Source organism: Streptomyces sp. LZ34 (assembly GCF_053890475.1).
In genome coordinates this window covers 8,672,932-8,697,963 of sequence record NZ_CM132680.1, presented here as the reverse complement: position 1 = coordinate 8,697,963, position 25,032 = coordinate 8,672,932, and the positions used below count along the sequence as shown (strand labels likewise).

At 70.4% G+C, this 25,032-nt stretch carries 24 protein-coding genes and 1 pseudogene; 13 read left to right on the top strand and 12 right to left on the bottom strand.

Annotation, left to right across the window (positions count from 1 at the left end):
- Positions 1-4: 4 nt before the first annotated feature.
- Both ACWY4P_RS36810 and ACWY4P_RS36805 read right to left on the bottom strand, forming a co-directional pair.
- Positions 5-1,333 (bottom strand): ABC transporter substrate-binding protein, encoded by a 1,329-nt coding sequence (locus ACWY4P_RS36810; protein ID WP_456204870.1) that lies wholly within the window; start codon positions 1,331-1,333, stop codon positions 5-7.
- A gap of 115 nt (positions 1,334-1,448) precedes the next feature.
- Complete coding sequence (locus tag ACWY4P_RS36805) at positions 1,449-2,483, bottom strand: LacI family DNA-binding transcriptional regulator (protein ID WP_456204869.1); 1,035 nt, start codon at positions 2,481-2,483, stop codon at positions 1,449-1,451.
- A gap of 82 nt (positions 2,484-2,565) precedes the next feature.
- On the opposite strand from ACWY4P_RS36805, the gene ACWY4P_RS36800 reads away from it, so the two are divergent.
- Positions 2,566-4,857, top strand: coding sequence for an alpha-galactosidase (locus tag ACWY4P_RS36800; RefSeq protein ID WP_456204868.1), 2,292 nt, complete (start codon positions 2,566-2,568; stop codon positions 4,855-4,857).
- A 120-nt stretch (positions 4,858-4,977) separates the two neighbouring features.
- Here ACWY4P_RS36800 and ACWY4P_RS36795 read toward each other — a convergent pair whose 3' ends face one another.
- Positions 4,978-5,445: a MarR family winged helix-turn-helix transcriptional regulator gene (locus tag ACWY4P_RS36795; RefSeq protein ID WP_456204867.1), complete on the bottom strand. Its 468-nt coding sequence runs from the start codon at positions 5,443-5,445 to the stop codon at positions 4,978-4,980.
- 172 nt (positions 5,446-5,617) lie between these two features.
- On the opposite strand from ACWY4P_RS36795, the gene ACWY4P_RS36790 reads away from it, so the two are divergent.
- Together ACWY4P_RS36790 and ACWY4P_RS36785 are read left to right on the top strand one after the other, a co-directional pair.
- Entirely contained in the window at positions 5,618-7,075 is a 1,458-nt protein-coding gene (locus tag ACWY4P_RS36790) for an MFS transporter (protein ID WP_456204866.1), read from the top strand.
- A gap of 50 nt (positions 7,076-7,125) precedes the next feature.
- Positions 7,126-8,322, top strand: a complete 1,197-nt coding sequence (locus ACWY4P_RS36785) for an epoxide hydrolase family protein (RefSeq protein WP_456204865.1) — start codon at positions 7,126-7,128, stop codon at positions 8,320-8,322.
- 24 nt (positions 8,323-8,346) lie between these two features.
- Here the strand turns inward: ACWY4P_RS36785 and ACWY4P_RS36780 are convergent, their stop codons facing one another.
- The 5 genes from ACWY4P_RS36780 to ACWY4P_RS36760 form a co-directional block, all read right to left on the bottom strand.
- Complete coding sequence (locus ACWY4P_RS36780) at positions 8,347-9,024, bottom strand: TIGR04222 domain-containing membrane protein (RefSeq protein ID WP_456204864.1); 678 nt, start codon at positions 9,022-9,024, stop codon at positions 8,347-8,349.
- 228 nt (positions 9,025-9,252) lie between these two features.
- On the bottom strand, positions 9,253-9,759 hold the full coding sequence (locus ACWY4P_RS36775) for a carboxymuconolactone decarboxylase family protein (protein WP_456204863.1): 507 nt from the start codon (positions 9,757-9,759) through the stop codon (positions 9,253-9,255).
- A 152-nt stretch (positions 9,760-9,911) separates the two neighbouring features.
- A complete protein-coding gene (locus tag ACWY4P_RS36770) occupies positions 9,912-11,147 on the bottom strand; it encodes a DUF222 domain-containing protein (protein ID WP_456204862.1) in 1,236 nt (411 codons plus the stop codon).
- Between the two features lie 458 nt (positions 11,148-11,605).
- Entirely contained in the window at positions 11,606-12,142 is a 537-nt protein-coding gene (locus ACWY4P_RS36765) for an SRPBCC family protein (protein ID WP_456204861.1), read from the bottom strand.
- A 77-nt stretch (positions 12,143-12,219) separates the two neighbouring features.
- A complete protein-coding gene (locus ACWY4P_RS36760; protein ID WP_456204860.1) occupies positions 12,220-12,672 on the bottom strand; it encodes an ATP-binding protein in 453 nt (150 codons plus the stop codon).
- A 209-nt stretch (positions 12,673-12,881) separates the two neighbouring features.
- Between ACWY4P_RS36760 and ACWY4P_RS36755 the strand changes: the two genes are divergently transcribed.
- The 4 genes and pseudogenes from ACWY4P_RS36755 to chvE all read left to right on the top strand — a co-directional run bounded on the left by ACWY4P_RS36755 (position 12,882) and on the right by chvE (position 16,110).
- Positions 12,882-13,763, top strand: coding sequence for a helix-turn-helix domain-containing protein (locus ACWY4P_RS36755; protein WP_456204859.1), 882 nt, complete (start codon positions 12,882-12,884; stop codon positions 13,761-13,763).
- 3 nt (positions 13,764-13,766) lie between these two features.
- Positions 13,767-13,955, top strand: coding sequence for a DUF397 domain-containing protein (locus ACWY4P_RS36750; RefSeq protein WP_456204858.1), 189 nt, complete (start codon positions 13,767-13,769; stop codon positions 13,953-13,955).
- Between the two features lie 121 nt (positions 13,956-14,076).
- Positions 14,077-14,823 (top strand): annotated as a pseudogene (locus tag ACWY4P_RS36745) (serine/threonine-protein kinase); the annotation flags it as partial.
- Between the two features lie 129 nt (positions 14,824-14,952).
- Entirely contained in the window at positions 14,953-16,110 is a 1,158-nt protein-coding gene (gene chvE, locus ACWY4P_RS36740) for a multiple monosaccharide ABC transporter substrate-binding protein (RefSeq protein WP_456213184.1), read from the top strand.
- A gap of 13 nt (positions 16,111-16,123) precedes the next feature.
- Here the strand turns inward: chvE and ACWY4P_RS36735 are convergent, their stop codons facing one another.
- The 4 genes from ACWY4P_RS36735 to ACWY4P_RS36720 all read right to left on the bottom strand — a co-directional run bounded on the left by ACWY4P_RS36735 (position 16,124) and on the right by ACWY4P_RS36720 (position 19,978).
- The gene (locus tag ACWY4P_RS36735; protein ID WP_456204857.1) at positions 16,124-16,909 is read right to left on the bottom strand and encodes a sulfite exporter TauE/SafE family protein; all 786 of its coding nucleotides are present in this window, start codon (positions 16,907-16,909) and stop codon (positions 16,124-16,126) included.
- Positions 16,910-17,018: 109 nt separating this feature from the next.
- Positions 17,019-18,854, bottom strand: a complete 1,836-nt coding sequence (locus ACWY4P_RS36730; RefSeq protein ID WP_456204856.1) for a stealth family protein — start codon at positions 18,852-18,854, stop codon at positions 17,019-17,021.
- A 40-nt stretch (positions 18,855-18,894) separates the two neighbouring features.
- Entirely contained in the window at positions 18,895-19,134 is a 240-nt protein-coding gene (locus tag ACWY4P_RS36725) for a hypothetical protein (RefSeq protein WP_456204855.1), read from the bottom strand.
- Between the two features lie 328 nt (positions 19,135-19,462).
- Positions 19,463-19,978: a hypothetical protein gene (locus tag ACWY4P_RS36720; protein WP_456204854.1), complete on the bottom strand. Its 516-nt coding sequence runs from the start codon at positions 19,976-19,978 to the stop codon at positions 19,463-19,465.
- A gap of 136 nt (positions 19,979-20,114) precedes the next feature.
- Between ACWY4P_RS36720 and ACWY4P_RS36715 the strand changes: the two genes are divergently transcribed.
- From ACWY4P_RS36715 to ACWY4P_RS36690, 6 genes are all read left to right on the top strand, one after another.
- The gene (locus tag ACWY4P_RS36715) at positions 20,115-20,792 is read left to right on the top strand and encodes a response regulator transcription factor (RefSeq protein ID WP_456204853.1); all 678 of its coding nucleotides are present in this window, start codon (positions 20,115-20,117) and stop codon (positions 20,790-20,792) included.
- Positions 20,793-20,799: 7 nt separating this feature from the next.
- Positions 20,800-22,110, top strand: coding sequence for a sensor histidine kinase (locus ACWY4P_RS36710; RefSeq protein WP_456204852.1), 1,311 nt, complete (start codon positions 20,800-20,802; stop codon positions 22,108-22,110).
- Positions 22,111-22,201: 91 nt separating this feature from the next.
- Positions 22,202-23,458, top strand: a complete 1,257-nt coding sequence (locus ACWY4P_RS36705; RefSeq protein ID WP_456204851.1) for an ATP-binding protein — start codon at positions 22,202-22,204, stop codon at positions 23,456-23,458.
- Positions 23,458-23,904, top strand: coding sequence for a roadblock/LC7 domain-containing protein (locus ACWY4P_RS36700; protein ID WP_456204850.1), 447 nt, complete (start codon positions 23,458-23,460; stop codon positions 23,902-23,904). Before ACWY4P_RS36705 ends, ACWY4P_RS36700 begins: the two co-directional genes overlap by 1 nt.
- On the top strand, positions 23,901-24,260 hold the full coding sequence (locus ACWY4P_RS36695) for a DUF742 domain-containing protein (protein WP_456204849.1): 360 nt from the start codon (positions 23,901-23,903) through the stop codon (positions 24,258-24,260). Before ACWY4P_RS36700 ends, ACWY4P_RS36695 begins: the two co-directional genes overlap by 4 nt.
- Entirely contained in the window at positions 24,244-25,029 is a 786-nt protein-coding gene (locus ACWY4P_RS36690) for a GTP-binding protein (protein ID WP_456204848.1), read from the top strand. Before ACWY4P_RS36695 ends, ACWY4P_RS36690 begins: the two co-directional genes overlap by 17 nt.
- Positions 25,030-25,032 lie beyond the last annotated feature (3 nt).

The following is a 25,032-nucleotide window of genomic DNA, read 5'->3' as shown; positions in this document are numbered from 1 at the left end:
TCGCTCAGAAGCCCGGAGCGCCCTGGGCCTTGGCCACCTGGGCGAACTGGTCCTGCACCGCCTCGGCGACCTGCTTCGGCGACTTCTTGCCGTAGATCATGTCGGCGAGGGCGAGGTGCAGATCGGGGGCGACGATGGCCTTGGCCTGGAACACTCCGATGGCCTTGGGGAGCTGGGCGACCTGGTCCGTGGCGGTCCGCGGCAGCCCGTCGGGGGTGGGCACGGACGGCTCGACGGACGGGATCTTCATCGTCTTGATGTAGTCGGCGTAGTCGGGGCCGAGCCAGAAGGCGAGGAACTGGCGGGCGGCGTTCTGCCGCTTCTCGTCACCGGTCTTGAAGGCGACGACGCCGTTCGTCTGGTCCGGGGAGTAGAGGCCGTTGGCGCTGGAGTTGGCGACGGGGAACCAGCCGAGCTTCTTGTCGATCTCGGCGGTGCTGTGCTTGGCCTGGATCTGGCTCTGGAAGGACGTGACGTTGAGGACCATGCCCGCGTCGCCCTTCCACAGGGCGTCCGCGGAGTCGGTGAAGGTTCCGGTCCGGTAGTTCTTCTGGGCGAGCCCGGCGCCGAGCAGCTTGTCCTTGTAGGTGGCGATGGCCTTGACGACGGCGGGGTCGGTCCACTTGTTCTCGTTCTTGTTGAGCCCTTCCCACCACTGCTTGTCCAGGTCGGTCAGCTGCACCTGGACCTGCCACTGGAGCGGCCACTTGTCGCCGCCCACCTCGTAGAACGGCGCGGTGCCCGGCACCTTGTCCTTGATGCGGTGGCCGAGGGCGAGGAGCTCCGCGTAGCTCTTGGGGAAGTCCTTCTCGGCGATGCCGGCCTTCTTGAAGACGTCCTTGTTGTAGTAGACGCCGAGCATGGCGGGGCTGGTGACGATGGCGGCGTAGCGCTTGCCGCCGATCATGCCCAGGGCCTTCTCGGTGTCGCCGAGCTTGGCCTCCCAGGGCTCGCCGTCGAGGGTGAGCAGATTCCGCTGCGGCTGGATGAAGGGGAGGGTGGAGATGCTGGGCTGCCAGAACATCAGGTCCGGCCGGTCGCCCGCGGCGAGCTTGGTCGGCACGTTCTGCTCGTAGGGGTCGGGGATGGGCTGGGTGTCGACCTTGGCGCCGGTGGCCTTCTCGAACGCCTGGATGACCTGCTTGGGCGCGTTGACCGTGTTCTGCGCGGTCCACATCGTCAGCTTGACGCCGTCGAGCCGGGCCGTGGGGTCGACCTTCGTCTTGGCCGCGCCGCCCGTGTCGTCGCCGCCCGAGGAGGTCGCGTCGCTGCAGGCGGTGGCGGTCAGGGCGGTGGCGCATATCAGCGCGAGGGCGGGGAGGACTCTTCTCATCGCGGTTCTCTGCCTCACTGCGTCGTCGGAGTGCTGGGGCGGGGCGGGTGGGGCGGGGCGGGGCGGGCGGCGTACACGGAGGGGGGTGGGCGGAAGGGGCGAGGGTGCGTCGCGCTCACGGCGGTGGCGGTGGCGGTCCGGAGCTCTCCCGGACGATCAGCTCGGGTACGGACACGGGGTGCGGGGCGACCGGCTCGGCCTGTTCGACCAGCCCGTACAGCAGCCCGAAGGCGGCCCGGCCCAGCCCCGTGAAGTCCAGCCGCACGGTGGTCAGGGAGGGGGTGAGGTACGCGGAGTGCGGCGCGTCGTCGAATCCGGCCACGCTCACCTCGCCGGGGATCGCCCGGCCCGCCTCATGCAGCGCGCGGATCACGCCGAGCGCCAGGTCGTCGTTGCCGCACAGGATCGCGGTGACCGACGGGTCGCGGGCCAGCTTCCGCCCCGCCTGGTAGCCGCTGGCCGGGTCCCAGCTTCCCGCCACCGGCCGCGGTTCCGGCGCCCCCGCCTCGCGCAGCGCGTCCCGCCAGCCCGCGGTGCGCTGGCCGGTGCGGCGGGTGCTGGAGGGGATCGCGACATAGTGCACGGTCTGGTGGCCGAGGCCCAGCAGATGGCGGGTGGCTGCGCGGGCCGCCTCCCGGTCGTCGGTCCACACCCAGGGTCGGTGCTCGCCGGGCGGGCTCGCGGGGGTCTCCACCACGCCCACCACCGGCAGCTCCTCCGGGACCGCCGCCAGCGCCCGTACGCCCGCGGTGTCGTACGCCATCACGATCAGCCCGCCGCCGGAGTCGGCCGCGCGCTGCACCTCGGCGCGCACGGCGGCCTCGTCGGCGGCCTCCAGCACGCTGATCCCGACCGCGTAGGAGGAGGCGCGGGCGGCCTCCTCGATGCCCTGGAGGGTCGCGGCGTAGCCGTAGTGCGTGGTGTCGGCGGTCAGCACGGTGACCGAACGCGCACGTCCGCTGGCCAGCGCGAGGGCGGTGGCGCTGCGGCGGAAACCCAGCTCCTCGATGGCGGTGAGTACGCGCTCGCGGGTCGACGGCTTGACGCTCGGATGGTTGTTGATCACCCGCGAGACCGTCTGGTACGAGACGCCCGCCGCCGTCGCCACATCGCGGATTCCTGGCCGCCTTGTGTGACCGGTCACATTCATGCCAGGATTGTGACCGGTCACATTGGGGTCGTCAAGAGAAAGAACGCAACGGGGAACCACGGACGGACCAGGAGGGGACACGTTGACCGGTAGGGCATCCGAGGTGGCGTCAGACGGCGCCCTGGAAAAATTCACTTGGGGCCACGCGGGGCTCACGGCCCACTTCGAGACGGGCCACGACGGGGTGGTGCGGCTCGTACGGCTGACGATTCCGGACGGCGAAGGGGTCTCCGGCGGCAGCGCTGATGGCACCGGCACCGCCCCGCTGCCGCTCGTCGAGGTGCTGGCCCTCGGTTACGGCAGCGAGTGGTCCGGGCAGCGCGGCATCGAGACCGCGCTGGGCGCCCGGCTGCGCCACCGGGGGCACCGGGCCGTACGGGACGAGCACGACGGGCAGGACAGGCGGGACGGTCACGGCAGGCAGGACAGGCACGACGGGCACGACGGGCAGGGCAGGCACGACGGGCAGGGCAGGCACGACGGGCAGGACGGTCACGGCAGGCAGGACGGACGGGGCTGGCACCGGCTGACGATCGACCTCCACGACCCGGACTCCGGCCTGACCGCCGAGGTCCGGCTGTCCTCCCCCGACGGGCTGCCGGTGCTGCGCGGCGAGGTCCGGCTCACCAACGAAGGCACCGCCCCGCTGGTCGTCCAGGCCGTCACCAGCCTCGCCCTCGGCGGGCTCCCCTCCCCCGACACGCTCGAGGTGCACGAGGCACGCAACGACTGGCTCGCCGAGTGCCGTTGGGCGAGTGAACCCCTGCGCACCCGGATCGTCGACCTCAACCGGGCCGCCCACCAGCACGACAGCCGCGCCGCCCTCACCCTCCACAGCCGCGGCAGCTGGCCGTCCGACGGCCGGCTGCCCATGGGGGCGCTGACCGACCGCACCACCGGCGACGCGTGGGTGTGGCAGATCGAGTCGCCGACCGGCTGGCGGTGGGAGACCGGGGAGCGGGCTCACGGCACGTACGCCGCGCTCCACGGGCCGACCGACGCCGAGCACCAGTGGCGCGAACGACTCGCCCCCGGCGCGTCGTTCACCACCGTCCCCGCCGCGCTGGCGCTCGCCCGGGGCGGCGGCCTCGACGAGGCGCTGGCCCACCTCACCGCCTACCGCCGCGCCACCCGCCGCCCGCACCCGGACCACACCGCCCTGCCCGTGGTGTTCAACGACTACATGAACACCCTCATGGGCGACCCCACCACCGAGCGCCTGCTGCCGCTGATCGACGCCGCCGCCGAGGCCGGGGCGGAGTACTTCTGCATCGACTCCGGCTGGTACGACGACGATGCGCAGGGCTGGTGGGACAGCGTCGGCGCCTGGCAGCCCTCGGCCCGCCGCTTCCCCGGCGGCGGCATCCGAGCCGTACTGGACCACATCCGCTCGCGCGACATGGTCCCGGGGCTGTGGCTGGAGCCGGAGGTCGTCGGCGTACGCAGCCCGGTCGCCGCCGAGCTGCCCGACGACGCCTTCTTCCAGCGCGACGGGGTCCGTCTCACCGAACACGGCCGCCACCACCTCGATCTGCGCCACCCGGCCGCCCGCGCCCACCTCGACAAGACCATCGACCGCATCGCCGGCGAGTGGGGGGTGGGCTACCTCAAACTCGACTACAACATCAGCGTGGCGCCGGGCACCGACTGGCACCCCGAGACCGGCCGCACCGCCCCCGGCGCGGGCCTCCTCGCCCACGCCCGCGCCTATCAGGACTGGCTGACCGCCGTGCTCGACCGCCACCCCGGGCTGGTCATCGAGAACTGCGCCTCGGGCGGGATGCGCATGGACTGGTCCTCAGTGGCCATCACCCAGCTACAGTCCACCAGCGACCAGCAGGACCCGCTCCGCTACCCGCCCATCGCCGCCTCGGCGCCCACGGCGGTGCCCTTGGAGCAGGGCGCCGTGTGGGCCTACCCGCAGCCCGAATTCACCGACGACGAGATCGACTTCACCCTGGCGGGCGCCCTGCTGGGCCGCGTCCACCTCTCCGGCCACCTCGACCGGATGTCACCGCCACAGCTGGCCCGGGTGCGGGCGGCTGTCGCGACGTATCGGCGACTGCGGGGCGATCTGGCCACGGGGGTGCCGTTCTGGCCGCTGGGGCTGCCGGGGTGGGACGACGCCTGGGTGGCGCTGGGGGTGCGCAGTGGTGAGGCGACGTATGTGACGGTGTGGCGCCGGGAGGGCGGCCCGGCGGAGTGCGCGCTGCCGCTCGGGCACTTGGCGGGCCGAGGGGCGGAGGTGGAGGTGCTGCACCCGGCGGCCGGATCGGACGGCGAGGTGCGGTGGGACGCGGGGCGGGGCGAGTTGGCCGTGGCGCTGCCGCGTACGCCGATGGCCCTGCTGGTCCGGCTGACTCCCACAGGTTAGAGGCGCACTCGGCGGTTCAGCCCGCGCCAGAATTCGCCGCCGCCGGACGGGCCGACCGCCGCCGGACGGGCTGCCTTGTGCCGCCCGTCCGGCGGCGGCTTTCCGCCCGTCCGGCGCCGGTCAAGTCCCCGCGTTGTGGTCCAGGACGCGCCCCAAGAGCCCCCGCAGCTGCTCGCGTTCGGCTGCCGAGAGCGGTCCGAGCAGCGCGTCCTGTGCCTCCGCGAGCGCCGAGTCCAGCCGCTCCAGCTGCCGCACCCCGGCCGGGGTGATGGTGACGGTGTTGCGCCGACGGTCCGCCTCGTCCTGGACGCGCTCCACAAACCCCTGCTCCGCCAGCTCGTTGACCGCCCCGACGACATAGCTGCGGTCGATGCTGCAGCGGCGGCCCAGAGTCGCCTGGCTGGACGGCCCGAACTCCTCGAGCGCAGCGAGCAGCGAGTAGTGGTAGCGACCGGAGCCCATAGACACGAAGGCCTCGGAGGTCAGCCGATGGGCGTGCACTGCGGTATGGGTGATCAGCCAGCTTGGCAGCGCTCGGATCCGGGCGGGCTTGGCGTTGGGCGCCGGGTCGTCGGCCGTCGTCTTCATGCGAGCAGCCTAACAAGTTTGTTGGCACGACCCACGAATGCCGCTATCGTTGACCTCACCAACGTTGACGCGACCAACATTGTTGCGGCAAACATTGTTGCGGCAAACATTGTTGCGGCAAACATTGTTGCGGCAAACATTTCCTTCACCCATCCCACCATCGAGGTGCCCCATGCGCACATCCGGCCAGGCGACGGCCGCACCTGCACCCTCCGCCCCCGCCCCCGACCCCCGCCGCTGGTGGGCGCTGATCGCGATCGCCACCGGCCAGCTCATGATCGCCGCGGACGGCACGGTCATGAACATCGCGCTGCCGTCCGCCCAGCGGGCGCTGGGTCTGTCGGACACCGGCAGCCAGTGGGTCGTGACCGCCTTCGCTCTCGGCTACGGCGGCTTCCTGCTGCTCGGCGGCCGGGTCTCGGACCTCATCGGCCGCCGACGGGCCCTGCTGCTGGGCCTGGCGGGCTTCGCCGCCGCCTCCGCGCTGGGCGGGCTCGCGGTGAACCCAGCCATGCTGCTGACCGCCCGCGCTCTCCAAGGGTTGTGCGGCGCACTGTTCACCCCCTCCGCCCTCGCCCTGCTCGGCACGGCGTTCACCACCCCCGCCGAACGCGGTCGGGCCTTCGGCATCTACGGCACCATCATGGGCAGCAGCACAGGCGTCGGCGTCGTGCTCGGCGGCGTGTTCACCGACTACCTCAACTGGCGCTGGAGCCTGCTCCTGAGCGTGCCCATCGCACTCGTCGCGGGCCTCGGCATTGCCCGTACGGTCCGCCCCGCGCCCCGCGGCCGAGGCGGGGCCCGGCTGGACGTGCTCGGCGCGGCGCTTGCCACCGCCGGGCTCATCGCCCTCGTCTACGGCTGCACCCGGGCGCAGACCGACGGCTGGTCCGGAGCGCTCACACTCGGCTCCCTCACCGCGGGCCTGGTGCTCCTCACGCTCTTCGCCCGCGCCCAGAGCCGTACCGCCCATGCGCTGCTGCCCCCGCGCATCGTGCTCGACCGGGCGCGGGGCGGGGCGTATCTGGCCGTGCTGTGCCTCGCGGCGGGCAACTTCGCCGCGTTCTTCTTCCTCACCTTCTATCTGCAGAACGTGCTGGGCTACTCACCGATCGAGGCGGGCCTGGCCTTCCTCCCCTTCACCGCGGCCATCATGCTCGGCGTGCGGGTCGTCGGCCGGCTCGTGATGCGCGCCCCGGTACGACTGCTGCTGTGCCCGGGACTGCTGGTGACCGCGGCCGGGCTGGCGCTGCTCGGTCTGCTGCGCCCCGACAGCGACTACGCCACCCAGGTGCTGCCCGTCTTCGTCCTGCTCGGCCTGGGCGTCGGCTGGGTGATGGTCCCCGCCAACAGCACCGCGACGCTCGGCGCGGGGCCGGACACGGGGGTAGCCGGGGCGGCCGTCATGACCTCCCAGCAGATCGGCGCGTCCCTGGGCACCGCCCTGCTCAGCACCCTCGCGAGCACTGCGAGCGCCGACTATCTGCGCTCTCACCCCCCGGCCGCCGGTCTCGCCGACCGCGCGGCGGTCCACGGCTACCACGCCGCCGGGTTCGCGGGCGCCGCATTCCTCTGTGTGGCGACGGTGGCGGTGTTTCTGATCAGCGGCCACAAGAAGCCGACACCGTAGCCCCGCCCTTCCCTGCCCCCTCACGGAAACACCCCTCGCTGGAGCGACCCATGACCGAGACCGTGTCCCCCGCAGACGCCATCTTCCTCACCGACACCATCTCCCCCGCAGACGCCATCTCCCCCTTCCGCATCGACGTCCCCCAGGCGGAGCTCGACGACCTCACCGCGCGCCTCGCCCGCACCCGCTGGCCGGATGAACTCCCCGGCACCGGATGGGAGTACGGCGTGCCGCTCGCCCACCTCAAGGGGCTGGCCGAGCACTGGCGTACCGCCTACGACTGGCGCGCACAGGAAGCGCACCTCAACCGATTCCCGCAGTTCACCACGGACATCGACGGTGCTCGCGTGCACTTTCTGCACGTCCGCTCCCCCGAGCCGGACGCGCTCCCGCTGATCCTCACCCACGGCTGGCCGGGGTCGGTGGTGGAGTTCCTCGACGTCATCGGCCCGCTCACCGATCCCCGCGCGTACGGCGGCGACCCGGCCGACGCGTTCCATCTGGTGATCCCGTCCATCCCCGGCTTCGGCTTCTCCGGCCCCACCCGCGACCCCGGCTGGAGCGCGCCCCGGGTCGCCCAGGCCTGGGCCGAGCTGATGCGCCGCCTCGGCTACGACCGCTACGGAGCGCAGGGCGGCGACTGGGGCTCGATGATCTCCCGCCAGCTCGCGACGGTGGATCCCGGCCGTGTGGCCGGCGTCCACCTCAACTACCTCCCGACGCCCCCGCCTTCCGGGACCGCATCCCCGGCCGCCCTCGCGGACCTCTCGGAGGAGGACCGGGCGCGCATCGCCAAACTGGAGCGTTATCTCGCCGCGCCGGTGGGCCAGGTCCGCATCCAGGCCACCCGGCCACAGACCGCGGCCTACGCCCTCACCGACTCGCCCGTCGGCCAACTCGCCTGGATCGCGGACCTCTTCACGGCCTGGAGCGACCCATCACACCCGGTCGACGCCGACCGTCTGCTCACGAATGTGATGCTCTACTGGCTCACCGGCACCGCGGGCTCGTCCGCCCGCCTCCACTACGAGTCCGTACGCCACCGCGGCCGCCCGCTCCCCTGCCCCGCGCCCCTGGGCGTGGCCGTCTTCCCGCACGATCTGACGCTGCCCGTACGTGCCTTCGCCGAGCGGGAGTACACGGTCACGCACTGGACCGAGTTCGACCGAGGCGGCCACTTCGCGGCCCTTGAGGTGCCCGAGCTGCTCATCGGCGACGTACGGGCGTTCTTCCGCACCGTGCGGTGACCCTCGCGGGAGGCGCCGGCCACGTCAGTAGCCGCCGCCTCCACCGCCACAGCCACTCCCGCAGGAGGCATGACCGGAGTCGGAGTGGGATCCCCAGTCCGAACCTGAACCTGACCCCGAGTCTGAGCCCGAACCCGAGTCTGAGCCCGAATCCGCGTACAAATCGCGGTCATCGTCGTGCTCGAACAGGAAGGCGCTGCCCACCTGAAGCGAACTTGGGCCGTGCCAGAACGAAAACGGCACCGCCTCCTTGACGGCTGAGCACAACCGCTTGTCCGAAAGGGCGGCAGGGCCGTCGAAAACGTACACGGGAAGCGCCCCCGCCTCCTTGGCCGACTCCAGCTCCCGTACACCCTCGGGCGTGACTCGCCGTCGGCGGCGGCTGAGCAGGCCGTACGACGCAAGTCGGCGCCCGATCTCCTTGATCTCGGGTCCGTACAGCACCTCGGCTGCCGCGTCCTCCGCGCTCTTCCCGACCGGGTAGCACAGCTTGACAAGTGCGCGCTCGACCAGGTGGTCGGCCGGTTCCCCGGCCCTGAAGGCCCGCACCCGAGGGCCGATGAACTTGATGGCGCCGCGCTCGCGCAGCGTGATGAGGGCGGTCTGAACCACGCGCTGCGGCCCGCCCGCCAAGTAAGCGATGTCGTAGAGATCCAGTGTCCGCGGCGCCGCCGAGTCGCGCCGCCGAAATATCGTCCGCACAGGAATGCCCCCGTCCGTCCGGCCGATTTCTTTACCAGCAGTATTGTCCGGCCGATGGCCCGCGAACCCAGGTCGGCACCACTTCAGAGCCGGACTTGAGGTTCGCGGCACCCCGCTCCGCGAGAAGGCCGCATCAGCCATTTCCCGGACGTCCCCATGCTGGGCGCGGACCACCGCTCCCAGCATGGGCTGATGGACGTACGTCGGGCCTTACGCAGCCGGCCGGTCTCATTCCCACGGATCGGTGAACGACCGTCCGGGGACCGGCTTGGCGATGAGGGCGATGGGGACGAAGAAGTTGACCTGCCCGATGGCGATGGTCAAGGTGGCGAGCGCCTTGTCGTCGTAGTGCTCCGACACCTGGGCGTACAGCTCATCGGGCACCCGCTCACCGTGTGCGGACGGCTGGAGCACAGCTTCCACCAGAGCCAGCGCGGCACGCTCGGCACCGGTGAAATACGGCGCGTCCCGCCAGGACGCCACCGCAGTGATCCGCTCTTCCGATTCCCCGGCCTTGCGCAGGAAGCCCGTGTGCAGGACGGTCAAGTAGGTGTTGCCGACGATCTGGCCGGCGCGCAGCTGGACCAGACTGATCGTGGTCCGCGGTATCGAACGGTTGCCGGTGGCCTTGAACAGCGCCGCCGACACCTCCGCCAGCTCGGGGACGAGCTCCTGAGGATCCCGGGACATCCGTGGACGCATCGGTACCTCCACAGTGATCGAACGTGCTTCCATATCGTCTCCCCTTCGGGCTTCACGTCGCTGTCACTGCCCTGACGGATCACAGCGGAGGAATGTGACCGATGGGCAAGGTTCACCGACGGGCCACCAAGTGTTCCCAGCTCTGAGCCGAAAGGGGTGCCCTGGTACTCGTCTGGGTGCGGTGTTTATTCGAGGTAGTTGTGGGGTGGGTTGGTGTAGGTGTGGCCGGTGGGCGCGGTCCAGGTGGTGACCCCGGTGTCGGCATCCCGGGTGACCCGCCATCCCGGGTGATGGGTCTTCATCAGGTGGTGCCGCCGACACAGCGGGCCGAGATTCTCGGGGACGGTCTGGCCCCCGGCCGCCGGATCGTCATGGTCGAACGGCTGGATATGGTCGAGGTCGCAGCGGTGGGCAGGCATCTGGCAGGTGGGGAAGGTGCACCGGCCGTCCCGGGCGATCACATGCCGCTCCGTCTCCGCCGTCGGCTTGTACGTCGTCGGATCCGTCTTGACCAGCATCCCGGTCTTCGGCTCGATGATCAGACGCCGCCAGACCGTCCCCTCCGCGAACGCGATCTCCCGCGCCTGCCCCGCGGTGATCGGACCGTACCCCTTCAACTGCGCGGGCTCCTCACTCTCCCCGATCAGCACATCCAACGGGACCGTGACCTGCACCACGGCCGCCGACCGCCCACCAGCCTCCTGCTCACCGCTGGTGCCGCTGGTGACGGTGCGGTTGACGACCAGGTCGAACAGGGCATCCACCCGCTTCTGCTCCAGCGTCCGCCCCTCATCCGGCAGCGTGGCAGCATGCGCGTCCACAGCCTGGTTCATACGGGCGGCCTGCCCGGCCGGCAGGATCGCACCCCACATGGCCATGCCGTCATCCTGCGGATAGTGGACCAACTGCCGCTCCCGCTTCCGCTTCCGGTGCCGCTCCTCCGCCCCATGCGGATCCGCCCGCACAATCTCCCGGGCCAGCGCCCGCCGGGTCTGCCCGGTCGCAAGCCCCGGCATCTTCCCGGCCACAGCGGCTTCGACCTGCGCGGCAAGCAGCGGGTCCAAAACGCCACAGGCCTCGGTAACAGCGACAGCCTGCATGTAAGAGATCTCCCCACGCTCCAGCAGCCCGAGCGTGGTCGGGTAGCGGCTGTCCAGCTCACGGGCCACCCGAAGCCGCTTAGCCGCCGTCGTCCCCGACAACTTCAGCGCACAGGCCACTTCCTCACACGCAAAGTTCCACTCCCCCTCAATACTCTCGCTCCACTTCCCCTCCGGCAGCGCCGCCTGCGCGTCGGCATCCAACGCCGCCAGGATGTACACCTGCTGCGCCTGGATCCACGCCGCATGCCGCTCCAGAGCCCTGAGTGCGTCGATACGGCCCGCGTGGGAGAGCTTCTCCGGGTCCAGGAGCGGCAACACGATTGCGGTCTGTGGCCCCGGGGCCATACCGGCCAGGTAAGCAGCCCATTCATCCGGCGTCCCCGGAACCAACACCGACGCCGGAGTTGGAGACGGACGGGAGGTCTCCGTAGCAGTGGTCGTAGCGTTGTCCCCCATGGCGATCACCCCCCAGTGATGCGCTCAACACCCGCCTCCCCAGGCGGGCTCACCCCTCCATCCTCCCTCACTCTCCGTAATCCAACCAGGCCACAGCCCCAACTACACCCCTTCGAGTGACTGTTCGGAACCCGGAACTCCACCCATGCTCCCCCCTTCACCCACCCGAGCCCAGGTACCGGTGCCCGGCATGGTTCCAGACCCAAGATCCGTGGGCACACACCCTCGAAGCTCACTTGAGGACCCAGCAGGCTGCGACCGAGCGCAACACTGCCAGGGTCTGGTTCCCCGCCGGTCCCGGTGCCCAAAAGCCTGCGGGGCTATGTCGGCCCAGGGCGCCCCCGGGCTACGTCGCAGATCATCGCCCCGATCGTCACCTTCATGTTGTGGCGCAGCTGGTCCAGCCGCCCCTGTAGGAGCGCTTCGGCGTTGGCGGGGTCGGCGCGTACGGCCGCGCGGGCTCCGCTGTCGCCCGGGCCGTGTGTGAACGACTGGCGGACCACCGTCTGCTCGGGCCGCACGGCGGGACGCAGGTTGTAGCGCCAAGTGGCGAACGGTTCGTGGGTGTCCGGGTCTCCGCCGTACACGTCCCAGCCGAACGAGTACGGCGGATCGGCGGCGGTGACCACGCACACCACGCGCGTGACCAAGCCGTTGGGGAACCGATTGCGGGCCTCGTACCGTGCGCCGACGGCCGGTTCGGTCCAGCCGTCCAGCCAGACCGCGTGGGTGCACTCGGGACTCCAGTCGCCGTATCGCGACAGGTCCGTGATTACGGCCCAGAGCTCATCAATGGTCAAGTCGACGAGCATTTCGACCTCGGTGTGGGCGCCGGTGACGCCAAAGTCTTCATCCATGCATGGGTAGACCGGCTGGTCGCCGAAAACTCATCGCGGCGCGTGCAGCTCCCAACGCCCCTCCCCCGTGGACGGCATCAGAGTTCGACGGGTGAGGTGGCCAGGTCGAGCTCGACCCAGACTTCCTTTCCCACGGTTCGCTCGCGCACGCCCCAGCGGGTGGCCAGCGCCCGGACGATGAGGAGCCCGCGTCCGAATTTGTCGTCGGGTGTGGGGCGGCGCGGGTGGGGGAGGCGTTCGCCCTTGGCGTCGGAGACGGCGATGCGCAGGTGAGTTTTGGTGAGGGTGAGCTGTACGCGGAAGTGACGCCCCGGGACGCTGCCGTGCAGCACGGCGTTGCTGGCCAGCTCGGAGACGATGAGCGCGGCGTCGTCCGCGAGGGCGGGGTGGCCCCAGTGGGCGACCAGCCGCGCGGTGTAGCGGCGGGCGAAGGTCACGCTTTTGGGGAACGGGGTGTAGTCGACGCGGTCGCGTTGGACGACGGGGTCGTTGGGGTCGGGGATCCGGGGGTCTTGGGGCGCGAATGCCATCGCACACCTCCAGCAGGCGGTTTGGGGCCTGAGCGCACGGAGGCAGGGCGGAGTACGGCCGCCCATCTGCCTCGCTGTGCAAGCGGTTCATCACGGACCGTAGCGCCTCGCCGGGCATTGTTTCAATTAAACCCGGGAAATTTGTAACCGATCTTGCGTGCGGGGCGTACACAAGCTCACACTGTGCGTGAATCAGGGAGGTCGCCGACATGGCAGAGGATCAGGCCGCACAGGAGAATCGCGTCTCAACAGTCCTGGGGCGCAAGCTCGGTGGGGAACTCCTGCGGCTCCGGACCATGGCGGGATTGACTCAAGGGCAAGCCGCGAAGGCCATCACCGCGTCCACCGGAAAGGTCGCGAAAATGGAGAGCGGGTGGGTTCCCATGCGCGAGCCGGATATCCGGGCGCTGTGCGAGCTGTACGGCGTGTCCGCCCCGGAGACGGTGGGCGCCCTCCTGGAGTTGGCCCGTATCGACCGCGAGCGCCGCAAGGCCAAGGGCTGGTGGAACGACGCCCCTCTCTCCAAGCCCATGAGGGAGTACGTGCCTCTGGAGAACGCCGCCACCGCGATCAAGACATGGCAGGTGTCCTTCATCCCAGGCCTGCTCCAGACCGTGGCCTACGCTCGGTCGTTGCGGCGCGCCACGGTCTCGGACGAGCGCTCCGATGAGACCGAGAAGTTCGTGGCCTCCAGAGCCGCGCGTCAGCAGAGACTTTCCGGGAAGACGCCACTCTCCCTCTGGGCGATGATTCCGGAGGCCGCGCTGCGCATCCCCGGGTCCGAACCCGAGGTGTTGCGGGAGCAGTTGACGAGCCTTGTCGGCTGGGGCGAGCGACCCAACGTCACCATCCAGGTTCTCCCCTTCAGCGCCGGGCTCACCCCGGGGCTCGCGGGCTCCTTCAACGTCATCTCGTTCGCCGAACCAGGGTCCATGGATGTGGTGTACCTGGAGTTGGCGTTGTCCACGGCATGGGTCGAGGGTGGCGACGGCGCCGCGCAGCACGTAAGACTGTTCGAGGAGACCGCACGGCGCGCTCTCCCCGAGGCCGAGTCTCACGCCTTCATCCGGGCCCTCATTAAGGAACTGTGAGCCGTGACAACCTTCGCATTCCGCAAGTCCAGCTACAGCAACGGAACGGACGAGTGCGTCGAGGTGGCCACCAACGTGCCCGACGCCGTCGCGATACGCGACTCCAAAAACCCGGACGGTCCGATACTCCGCATACCACCCACCGCCTGGACCGCCTTCCGGTCGGCCATAGCCACCGGACGGCTCGGCTGACGAACGAACCGGGGCCCGGTAGTGGTCCAGCGGCGAGTAAAGTGCCTGAATCCAGGGCCTTTACAAGAGCGAGCCGACTGGTGATCTACTCGTCCTGGACCGTGGTTGGGACCAAACGGGGGTGGCCGTGACACGGAACGCGCAGCCGGGCCAGTTGATCGGAGGCCGCTACCGGCTGGTCTCCGACCTCGGCTCAGGAGGATTCGGGCGGGTCTGGAAGGCCCGTGACGAGGCTCTGCACATCGACGTGGCGGTCAAGGAGCTGTGGCTGTCCACGTCGGTGTCGGAGAGCGAGCAGGCCGAACGGCTGGCGCGCGCCGCGCGTGAGGGCCGCAACGCCGCCCGGCTGCGCGACCACCCGAACATCGTCGCGGTCCACGACGTCGTCATCGAGGACGACCGCCCCTGGATCGTCATGCAACTGGTCGACGGCTGCTCGCTGGAGGAGCGGCTCGCCGCGCGCGGACCGCTGTCGGCGGAGGAGGCCGCGAACGTCGCCGAGCAGCTGCTGCACGCGCTCGGCGCGGCACACGACGCGGGAATCGTGCATCGCGACGTCAAACCGGCCAACGTCATGATGGCCGAGGACGGCAAGGTCCTGCTCACCGATTTCGGGATCGCGGTCCACCATACCGACACCGCCCTGACCGCCACCGGGGCGATCATCGGCTCAGTGGAGTACATGGCCCCCGAGCGGGTGCGCGGCACCGACGGGCTGGCCTCCAGCGACCTGTTCTCGCTCGGGGTGACGCTGTACCAGGCCGTGGAGGGCGTCTCGCCGTTCCGCCGCGACACCCCCACCGGATCGCTGACCGCCGTCCTGTTCGACCAGGCGCCGCCGCCCCGGCGGGCCGGACGGCTCACCCCGCTCATCACGCAGCTGCTGGACAAGGACCCGGACCGGCGCCCGACCGTCCCGGCGGCCCTGACCATGCTCCGTTCGCCAACAGCGGCCATGACCACGCAAACCGCTCGCCGCTTGCCCGAGACCGTCACCATCACCTCACAGTCCAGCGCTGCCACGTCACGCCCCCGGCGCAGGGCAGGGGCGCTCGTCGCCGCGGGGGCCTTGGTTCTGGCCTGCGTCGTGACGGGCCTGGTACTGAAGTGGCCGTTCGGGGATTCCGGTGGCAAGACCGCCGATAAGAACGTGGGCACCAGTACCCATGACGGCACGATCGGCCTGGCGATGCCGACCAAGTCCTCCGAGCGGTGGACAGCCGACGGCGAGGCCATGAAGAAGCAGTTCGAGGCCAAGGGCTACAAGGTCGACCTCCAGTACGGCAACAACGACACCAACCAGCAGGCCTCGCAGATCGAAAACATGATCGCCAAGGGGCACAAACTGCTGGTGGTCGCCCCGATCGACAGCGCCGCGCTGGCCGACGTGCTGGAGCGGGCCAAGGACGCGGGCATCAAGGTCATCGCGTACGACCGGCCGTTGCTGAACACCGACGCGGTCGACTACTACGTCAGCTTCGACAGCCGCAAGGTCGGCCGGCTGGAGGGCGACTGCATCGTCCACAAGCTGGGGCTCGACAGAGGTGAGAAGGGCCCGTTCAACGTCGAGCTGTTCGCCGGTTCGAGCGAAGACCCGAACACCCCGTACTTCTTCAACGGCGCGATGGACACGCTCAAGCCGTACATCGACAAGCACCAGATCGTGGTCCGCAGCGGCCAGACCGAGCTCAACCAGCTCACCACCCTGCGCTGGTCCGGCGCTGCCGCCCAAAGGCGGATGACGGACCTGCTGGTCGAGTCGTACACCAAGGCCAGGGTCGACGCGGTGCTCTCGCCGTACGACGGCATGTCCATCGGCATCCTCTCCGCGCTCATGGGCGCCGGCTACGGCACCGGGAGCCGGCCGTATCCGATCGTCACCGGGCAGGACGCGGAGCTCGCCTCGGTCAAGTCGATCATCAGGGGCGAGCAGGCCCAGACCGTCTACAAGGACACCCGCAAGCTCGCCAAGGCCGCTGTACGGATGGGCGACGCGATAATGACGGGCGGCAAGCCAAAGGTCAACGACACCACGTCGTACGACAACCACGAGAAGGTGGTCCCGTCCTATCTGGTCCAGCCGGTGAACATCGACAAGTCCAACACCCGGATTCTGGTGGACGAGGGCTACTACACCTCAGCCGAACTGAAATAGAGCAGCCACCCGATCACCCGGCCAGCCACTGGTCGTACGCCAGCTTGCAGACCAGCGAGACCACGACGACCACCAGCACCCCCCGTACGAACCCGCTCCCCCGCTTCAGCGCCATCCGCGCGCCCAGCATGCCGCCGCCCAGGTTGAAGAGCGCGAGCAGCGCCGCCATGCGCCACAGGACCGTGCCCTGGACGGCGAAGGTGACGAGCGCGCCGAAGTTGGTGCAGACGTTGACGACCTTGGCCGTGGCGGAGGCGGTGACCAGGGTCATGTGGAGGGTGGCGACGAGGGCGATGACGAGGAAGGTGCCGGTGCCCGGGCCGATGAGGCCGTCGTAGAAGCCGAGGCCGAGGCCGATGGCGAGGATCGCGGCCAGGATGCGCTGCCTGGTCAGGGGCTCCGCGGGGGCCGGGGCGGTGCCGAAGGCGGGGCGGAGCAGGACGAAGGCGAGGACGGCCAGCAGGACCACCATGATCAACGGACGCAGCACGCCGCTGTTGATGCCGGAGGCGAGGAAGGCGCCCGCGAGGGAGCCGGCGACGGCGGCGGCGCCGATGCGCGTGGCGAGCCGTATGTCGAGCGGGGTCTTGCGGGTGTAGGTGATGGCCGCACCGGTCGTGCCGACGATGCCGATCGCCTTGTTGGTGCCCAGGATGTAGGTGGGCTGGTAGTGCGGCAGCCCGACCAGCATGGCGGGCAGCAGCAGGAGGCCCCCGCCTCCCACTACGGCGTCGATCCAGCCGGCACCAGCCGCGGCCAGGCAGAGCAGGAGCAACGTCACCAGCGGTATGTCAGGCATGGTCAGCAGCCTAGCCAGTGCGATGCGCCAGAAATCTTGCGGTCTGGTTCCGCTCTGTTGTATCGGCGCTTGGCCCGACCTTGGATAGCGCGTGCCGCCCTGCCGGCGCTTACCGACGGTGCTCGCCCTTCTCGTACGGAGCGGGGACGGGGAAGTACGCGTCGAGGAACGGCCCGAGCAGGGCCTGCTGTGCCTCGATGTCCTGCTCGCCCGAGATGGTGTCGTTGAGGCAGAACACCTGGCGGTCCCGGCGCGCCAGCAACTTGGCGAGCCGTGTCGCGGTGTCCGGGTGCGACAGGTCCAGGTAGGCGTAGCGGAGGCTGCCGGGGACCGCGCGGGCCGTGTGGAAGGCGTAGTAGTGGTGGAGCGAGGAGGCGATGGACAGATCCTCCATGCTGCGGAACGCCTTGCCCGCGGTAGCCCGGTGGCGGTCGGCGAAGACGGTCTCGATCTCTTCCAGGACGCTGCGCCGCAGCGGGTGCGGAGTGTGCTTCATCTTCTGGGTGATCACGGAGCCGAACCGGGTCCGGAGCAGGGCCCGGTTGTTCTTCCCGGCGACCGAGACCGGCACGTCCTCTGTGGACGGCTCGCCGGGCGGGATCAGCGCGGGGGAGGGGAAGAACTTGGTCAGCCCATTGGCGTGGAAGAAGTCCTGCGGGGTGGCGGGCCGGCCGAGGAAGACGTCGTCGTTGAAGTAGAGGAAGTGCTCGGACAGACCGTCGATGTGGTGCAGTTGGCTCTCGATGGCGTGCGAGTTGAAGGTCGGCAGCACGCTCGGGTCGGTGAAGATCTCCTTGTGGCTGACCACCTGGAGCCCCGGGGCACCGGGGTCGAGCCAGGACGGTATCTGGTCGTCGGTCACCAGGAACACGGTGCGGATCCAGGGCGCGTTCTGGTACAGGGAACGCAGTGAGTAGCGCAGCTCGTCGCGGCTGATGAACCGCGCCGCGTTCGCGGCCTCCTCGTGATACGCCTGCCCCGCTGCCTCGGCCCGGCGGCGCAGCCAGGCCGGGTCCTGCCCGTCGACCCAGGTGTAGACCACGTCGACGGGGAACCGGATGTCGTCGGGCCGGGGCGCGGTGAACTCCCGGCGGGTGCGCACCTCGGGCAGCGGGCGGCCCTCGGGGGGCGCGAGCCGGGTGAACACCGAGTCGGAGATCCGCTGCGGCGCGTCGCAACGGGGCACCTGATCGGCCACCCGGTTCGGGCGGGGAGCGAGTAGCCGGTCTCCGTCCGCCGGCCAGAACTCCACGTCACAGCCGTGTTCGGGGCCCAGCACCAGTCGGCCGGTGGGGTCGCTGTGGTACCAGGTCATACGGATCACCTCCGCCGTGGCGAGCCGGTGCCAGGAGGCGGGGGCGAAGCCGGGCTCGGAGGAGCGGGGCGTACGGGTCCGCCGGTCCATGGCGGAGACATAGCCGGGCAGGGTCGCGCAGAGTTCGGCCAGGGCCTGGTGGACACGGGGGCGGTCCTCGGCCGGTGCCGCGACGACGGCGGAGCCGTCCCGGCCGCCACGTACACAGAAGTAGTCCACGTGCGCCGCGTCCAGGGCCCGGCACACCGCGGCCAGGTTGTCGCCGCGCGCCTGCAACGGCGAGACGGCCTGACCGACCAGGGCGACCTTGGGGACGCCCCGCACGCTGTGCAGCGCCCGGTCCGGGCCGGTGAGCAGGTCCTTGAGGCGTCGCAGTTCGCGGGCGGCCCGTATCCGGCCCACGCCGGACGCGGCCGTCGGGACGGCGGCAAGGCGCCGCTTGACCTGTCTGCGCACCTCGGGGGAGAACCGCTGGGCGAGCGCTCGGCGCGTGCTCACCGGCAGACTCCGCCGGTAGACGCCGACCCACCAGGACGTCTCGGGGTTCCGCCGGACGAGCGCCGCCGCGTGGGCGCTCCACGGCGAGTCCTCGGACGGCGGCGTCGCATCCTGCGCAGATTGCTTCTTCACGTGTCCCGACCTCTCGAAATGATCTGCATATGGGACCGGGTCAGACGCCGACGTCGACGGAACCGCAGAAGACACAGGTGTGGAAGCCGTCGCCCGAGGCCTCCGACAACCGTGTCCGGCCACAGTCGTCGCAATGGCGGACGGGCCAGCCCTCCGCTTCGCCGAATACGTCGTCGGCCGATGCGGGGAACCCCGTCCGGACCCGGACCCGGCTGGTCAGACGGGTCAGCGCGGCCATCGAGTAGCGGAAGACGAACACCGCGGACACCTTTCGTCGCACAGACCGGTCACCGTTACTTGCCTGATGGGTGGAAAACGTTCGCGGGGGCCACCGGCTGACTGCCGGAAGAGGCCCAAGACCACGCGAACGCCCCGCACCCGGCCGCGCCAAGACCCTCAGCAATCCCCGAAACGGCCACGAGCCGCCCACAGGCCATCCGAGCACCAGCCGACAACACGATCCTGACGCCCTCAACGGCGACACCGCACGCCCAGGAAGACCCGCTCAACACCAGTCACCTATCGCCGCCCGGAGACCCGGACCGACCCAGGTCCGGGACCGCCGGCCACCCCCGAGCTGGCAATCCGTCATTGGCCGCGGCCGCGCGCTACCGCTTCTTCGAGGCTGCCTGAACCGCGATGGCGTGGCACTCCTCGCCCGGGGTCTCGTTCCAGGTCGAGGCATCACCCTTGACCTCGATGACCTTGCACGGCTTGTCCTGGTTGCCCGGCTCGCCCTGCAGGGTCAGACCGGGGCACTTCCAGATACCGATCGGCATGCCGGTGGCGTCCTTGGGCACGGACCGTTTGGTGATCTTGGAGATCTCGACTGTCTCGCCGGGCTTGGTGCCCGGGACGAACTTGCCGGGCTTGGTGACCATGATGGCCTTGCCGGCCTTGGGGACCGTGGTGCCCTTGCCCGGCGTCCCGAGCTTGACGGACGGATCCGCGCACAGGCCATTGGGCCCCTTGGTGGCGATCTTCACATCGGCACTCCCCTTCGAGGCGGTGCGCAACGGCCCGGCCGCCGAGGCGGAGGCCGCGGCCCCCAGCGTCAGGACGCCGACCGCCGCGGCGAGCGCGACGCCTCGGCGCTTCGTGGCGGTGGAGCTGGAGCGAGTCACAAGTGTCTCCCTACGCACGGAAGGTGAACCCGGCGGACTCCCGGTCCGTCGGTGCACCCACCGTGGCGCACCGATGCTGAGTCCTCGCTGAAGGCTCTTCAGCGGAGGCTCAGCTTGCGCGTGCCATGCTGCTCCCGTGCGCATTCTCGTGGTGGAAGACGACGCCCGGCTCCGCGAACTTCTCAAGGAAGGTCTGGAGCAGGAGGGTTTCACCGTCGAGACGGCCGGCGACGGGCGCGGTGGCCTGGCGCTGGCCCAGCGCACCGAGTACGCGGCGATCGTGCTGGATGTGATGCTGCCCGGGCTGTCCGGCTACCAGGTCTGTTCGCGACTGCGGGAGGCCGGCGTCTGGACGCCGATCCTGATGCTGACCGCCAAGGACGGCGAATACGACGAGGCCGACGGGCTCGACGTCGGCGCGGACGACTATCTGACCAAGCCGTTCTCCTACGTCGTCCTGATCGCGCGGGTGCGCGCCCTGGTGCGGCGCGGCGGCCTGGACCGGCCCGAGGTGCTCGAACTGGGCGATCTGCGGCTGGAGCCGGCGGCCCTGGCCTGCAGCCGGGGGAAGGAGAGCGTCACGCTGACGGCCAAGGAGTTCGCCGTACTGGAGTGCCTGGCCCGCCGCGCCGGACAGGTGGTCTCCAAGACCGAGATCGTGCACACGGTGTGGGACACCGCCTACGAAGGCGGGGCCAATCTCGTCGAGGTCTACATCAGAACCCTGCGCCGGAAGATCGACGTCCCGTACGGCCGGCAGGCGATCCGCACGATACGGGGCGCGGGATATCTGCTGGCCCGCGACGGAGGGTGACCGCTCCATGAGCCCGCTGACCGGGATGAGTGTCCGCGCCAAGGCCACGTCGGCCGCCGTCGGCACCGTCGCCCTCGCGATAGCGCTGTGCATGCTGACCCTGGTGCTGGTCCTTCAGCAGAACCTGCGCGACAGCGCGAAGACGGACGCCGAGCAGGCCGCCGTTTCCATCAAGAGCCAGCTGAAGACGCCCTGGAAGGATGGGCGCGAGGCGGTGGTCGTCGCGCCCGACCCGGTGACCATCAAGGACAAGACGGGACGGGTGTTCATCCCCTCACACGCGACGGCGCAACGTCCGTCGGACCGCGCGATGGCCGGCAACCCGCTCACCATCGTTCCCGTAACGGCCAGCACGCCGTACAGCGTGGACGTCACCCCCTCGACCACCGCCCTCGACAACGCCACCCGGCTGCTGCTGCGCCAGGTCGCCCCCGCGGCCGCCGGGCTCGTGCTGTTCGTGGCCGCCCTCACCTGGCTGCTGGTCGGCCGCGCCCTGCGCCCGGTGGCCGCCATACGGGAGGAGTTCACCGAGATCACCGAGCGCGATCTGCACCGCCGGGTCCCGGTGTCCAAGGCGCGCGACGAGATCTCCCGGCTGGCGCGGACGATGAACGCCACCCTGGACCGGCTGTACCAGGCCATGACCCGGCAGCGCCAGTTCGTCGCGGACGCCTCTCACGAGCTGCGCAGCCCCATCGCGGCCGTACGGGCCCAGCTCGAACTCGCCCTGGCCCGCCCCTCGCGGACGGACTGGCCGACCGCCGTGCACAAGGCCCTCCAGGACACCGAACGCCTCCAGGCCGTCGCCTCCGATCTGCTGCTGCTCGCCAGGCTCGACGCGCAGGAGGCGCCGCCCCGGTCCCCGGTGGACCTCGCGGCGCTGGCGGCCGAGGAGGTACGGCGCCATCCCGGCACGGTGCCGGAGTGCGCGGACGCCTCCGACGGGGACGCCGGACCGGCCGCCGCCGTCGTCCACGGCAGCCGCGTACAGCTCTCACGGCTGCTCACCAACCTCACCGACAACGCCCGCAGACACGCGCGCACGACCGTCTCGATCGGTGTCGCGGTCCGCGACGGCATGGTCGAACTCTCCGTGGACGACGACGGCCCCGGCATCCCCGAACCCGACCGCGAGCGCGTCTTCGAGCGCTTCACCCGGCTGGACGACGCCCGCGCCCGGCAGGACGGCGGCACCGGGCTCGGCCTCGCGATCGCCAAGGACATCGCGCACGCCCACGGCGGAACCCTGACCCTCCACACCAGCCCCCGGGGAGGGGTCCGGGTGCTGCTGCGACTGCCTTCTCAGATGAGACTTTGACAACTACCGGAACAGACTGATCGGTTGGTCAGTAGTATCTGCCCGTTCTTGGCCGCGTCGCGGGTGGAGGTGTACGAAGGTGTTGTCGGGGATGGTGGCCGTCATCGTCGTCGCATCCGCTTTGCTGGTGCTGACGTCGCTGCTGGGCTTGTTATGGGTCGTCAGGCTGCGCAAAGCGGTCGCTGAGGCGCGTACGGCGGCGGAGCGGGAGCGGGCCGCCGCCGCTGAGGCGCGAGCCGAAGCGGAGCGGGAACGGGGCGTCGCGGCCGAACGGGGCGAGGAGGTCGCGCGGCTGGCCGTCGTACGGGCCGAGTTGGACGAGGCGGCCCGCCGGGAGCGCAACCTGCGCGACTCCGTCCAGGCGTCGTTCGAGTCCGTGGCCAGGAACATGCACGCCATGGCGGTGGTGCAGCAGCAGGTGCTCGACGGCCTCGAACAGCGCATCAGCGAGGCGGCCTTGATGGCCGAGGTGATGAAGGCCGACCACGCCGCGGCCCAGATGACCCGCAAGGCGCAGACCCTGATGGTGATGTGCGGGATCTGGCCCGCGCGGCGCGAGACCCGGCCGGTGACGCTCTTCGACTGTGTGCGCGGCGCGCAGTCGCGGATCGTGGAGTTCGGGCGGGTGGATGTGCACGGCGGACAGACGCTGTACGTGGTGGCGCCCGCGGTCGAGGGCCTGATGCACGCGGTCGCCGAACTGCTGGAGAACGCCACGGTCTTCTCCCCCTCGCGCACCCAGGTCGCGGTCTCCATCCGGGAGGTCGCCGCGGGCGCGGTCGTCGAGATCGACGACGCGGGGCTCGGCATGCCGCCCGATGTGCTGGAGCAGGCCGTCGCCCAGCTCCGGGAGGGGCTGGACCTGGCGCAGCTGGGGGCGGTGCCGCGGCTGGGACTGGCGTGTGTCGGGCGGTGGTCGCGGGAGCTGGGCTTCAGCGTGGAGCTGTCGACGGCATCGGCGTACGGCGGGACGCGGGTGGTGGTCTTCGTACCGCACCGGCTGCTGGGCGGGAGCGCCGAGCCGGTCGTGGACGCGGAGCCGGTCGTCATCGAGCCCCTGACCGCCCCGGTCGCACCCGCACCCGTACCCGTACTCGCCGAGGCCGGGGCTGAGTCCGGGGCCGGGGCTGAGTCCGGGGCCGGGCTGCCGCGGCGGCGCAACCGCCGCCGTACGAACCCGAAGGCGCCCGGCGCCGAGGCACCCGCCCCCGCCCCCGCCGGCGACCCGTGGACCCCCGAGGCCGCTCGCGCCTCCATCGCCAGCATCGTCTCCGGCACCCGGCGCGGGCGCGCGGAGGTGGCCGAGACCGACCAACAGGACCGAGCAGATCGAGAAGGAGGCTGGTAGTGGCCGGAACCATATCCAGGCTGCCGGACGTTGGATGGATGCTGCGTCCGCTGACGCAGATCCCGGGCGTGCGACACGCCGTCGTCGTCTCGGAGGACGGCCTGCGCATGGGACACGGCTCCGCCGAGGGGCTGACGGGGGACGTGCCCCGGCTGGGCGTGGCGGAGGCCGAGTCGCTGGCCGCCGCCTGCGCGGCGCTCACGGTGACCGGGCAGTCCACGGCGGCGCTGTTATTCGGGGACGACGCGGGGGTGCGGCAGCTTATGGTCGAGTCCGACAAGGGGTTCGTGCTGTTCACCTCGGCCGGACAAGGGGCGTCCCTGGGCGTGGCCACCGATATGGAAGCGGATGTCGGTCTGGTGGCCCAGCAGATGCAGCTGCTGGTGGCGAAGATCGGCGCCCATCTGAGCAGCCGTCCTCGGGAGCCGATGAACCCGACGTCATGACCGAGCCCCGCGAGGAACGGACCACCCCGGCGGTGCGGCCCTACGTGATCACACGTGGCCGCGCGGGTTCCTCACGGGACGATCTGCCGTGGGAGACGCTCGTCATGGCCTCGGGGAGCGCGCCGCCCCCGGAACTACAGCCCGAGTACCGCCGGATCGTCGACTTCTGCCAGGGCCTGCTGTCGGTGGCGGAGGTGGCCGCGCACCTCGGCCAGCCACCGGCCGTGGTGCAGGTGCTGCTGGCAGATCTCATCGACTGGGGGCATATCGTGGCGCGCCCGCCCGTCCGGGCCGTCGAGCGTGCCGACAGAGACTTGCTGAGGAAGGTGCTCGATGGGCTTGAGAGCAAGCTCTGAGATCTCGGACGGCGCAGACGGCACGGACGGGACGAACGGCGCGGATGACATGGACGGTGTGCACGGCATGGACGACGTGGAGGACGTGGTCGGTGTGCACGGCGTGAACGACGAAGACGACGAGGGTGACGGGGACAACATGGCCGACATGAATGACGCGGACGACTCGGCCGACGCGGACGATCTGGCCGGGACACCCGTCATGTACGTGCAGTCCAGCGTGTCCGGCGCGGCCAAGATCCTGGTCGTCGGCCCCATGGGCGTCGGCAAGACCACGCTGATCGGCACGGTCTCGGAGATCAAGCCGCTGTCCACCGAGGCGACCATGACCCAGGCGGGCGCCCGGCTCGACACCGCCGTACGGCCATCCAAGATCACGACCACGGTGGCCCTGGACTTCGGCCGGATCACGCTGGGCGGCGAGTTGGTGCTCTATCTGTTCGGCACGCCGGGCCAGCAGCGTTTTCTACCCGCGTGGAAGGACCTGGCGCGCGGCGCCCTGGGCGCGCTCGCGCTGGTCGACACTCGTGATCTGGAGGCCTCCTTCGATGCCATCGGGCATCTGGAGGACCTGGACGTCCCGTTCTCCGTCGCGGTCAACGCCTTCCCCGACAGCGTGCTGCACAGCGAGGACGATCTGCGCTCCGCGCTCGATCTGCTCCCCCACACCCCGCTCGTCATCTGCGACGCCCGGGAGCACAAGTCCTCGGTCAAGGCGCTGATCTCACTGGTCACCCACCTCATAGAGACCCTCACGGAGGCGTCGTGACGG

What these genes read in the sequence shown, in the direction of transcription:
- ACWY4P_RS36805 (WP_456204869.1), bottom strand. Translation starts at nt 2,483, where the DNA reads ATGAATGTGACCGGTCACACAAGGCGGCCAGGAATCCGCGATGTGGCG.
- ACWY4P_RS36735 (WP_456204857.1), bottom strand. Translation starts at nt 16,909, where the DNA reads ATGCCTGACATACCGCTGGTGACGTTGCTCCTGCTCTGCCTGGCCGCG.
- ACWY4P_RS36790 (WP_456204866.1), top strand. Translation starts at nt 5,618, where the DNA reads ATGCGCACATCCGGCCAGGCGACGGCCGCACCTGCACCCTCCGCCCCC.
- ACWY4P_RS36710 (WP_456204852.1), top strand. Translation starts at nt 20,800, where the DNA reads ATGAGCCCGCTGACCGGGATGAGTGTCCGCGCCAAGGCCACGTCGGCC.
- ACWY4P_RS36755 (WP_456204859.1), top strand. Translation starts at nt 12,882, where the DNA reads ATGGCAGAGGATCAGGCCGCACAGGAGAATCGCGTCTCAACAGTCCTG.
- ACWY4P_RS36795 (WP_456204867.1), bottom strand. Translation starts at nt 5,445, where the DNA reads ATGAAGACGACGGCCGACGACCCGGCGCCCAACGCCAAGCCCGCCCGG.
- ACWY4P_RS36810 (WP_456204870.1), bottom strand. Translation starts at nt 1,333, where the DNA reads ATGAGAAGAGTCCTCCCCGCCCTCGCGCTGATATGCGCCACCGCCCTG.
- ACWY4P_RS36760 (WP_456204860.1), bottom strand. Translation starts at nt 12,672, where the DNA reads ATGGCATTCGCGCCCCAAGACCCCCGGATCCCCGACCCCAACGACCCC.
- ACWY4P_RS36695 (WP_456204849.1), top strand. Translation starts at nt 23,901, where the DNA reads ATGACCGAGCCCCGCGAGGAACGGACCACCCCGGCGGTGCGGCCCTAC.
- ACWY4P_RS36765 (WP_456204861.1), bottom strand. Translation starts at nt 12,142, where the DNA reads ATGGATGAAGACTTTGGCGTCACCGGCGCCCACACCGAGGTCGAAATG.
- ACWY4P_RS36705 (WP_456204851.1), top strand. Translation starts at nt 22,202, where the DNA reads ATGGTGGCCGTCATCGTCGTCGCATCCGCTTTGCTGGTGCTGACGTCG.
- ACWY4P_RS36775 (WP_456204863.1), bottom strand. Translation starts at nt 9,759, where the DNA reads ATGGAAGCACGTTCGATCACTGTGGAGGTACCGATGCGTCCACGGATG.
- ACWY4P_RS36785 (WP_456204865.1), top strand. Translation starts at nt 7,126, where the DNA reads ATGACCGAGACCGTGTCCCCCGCAGACGCCATCTTCCTCACCGACACC.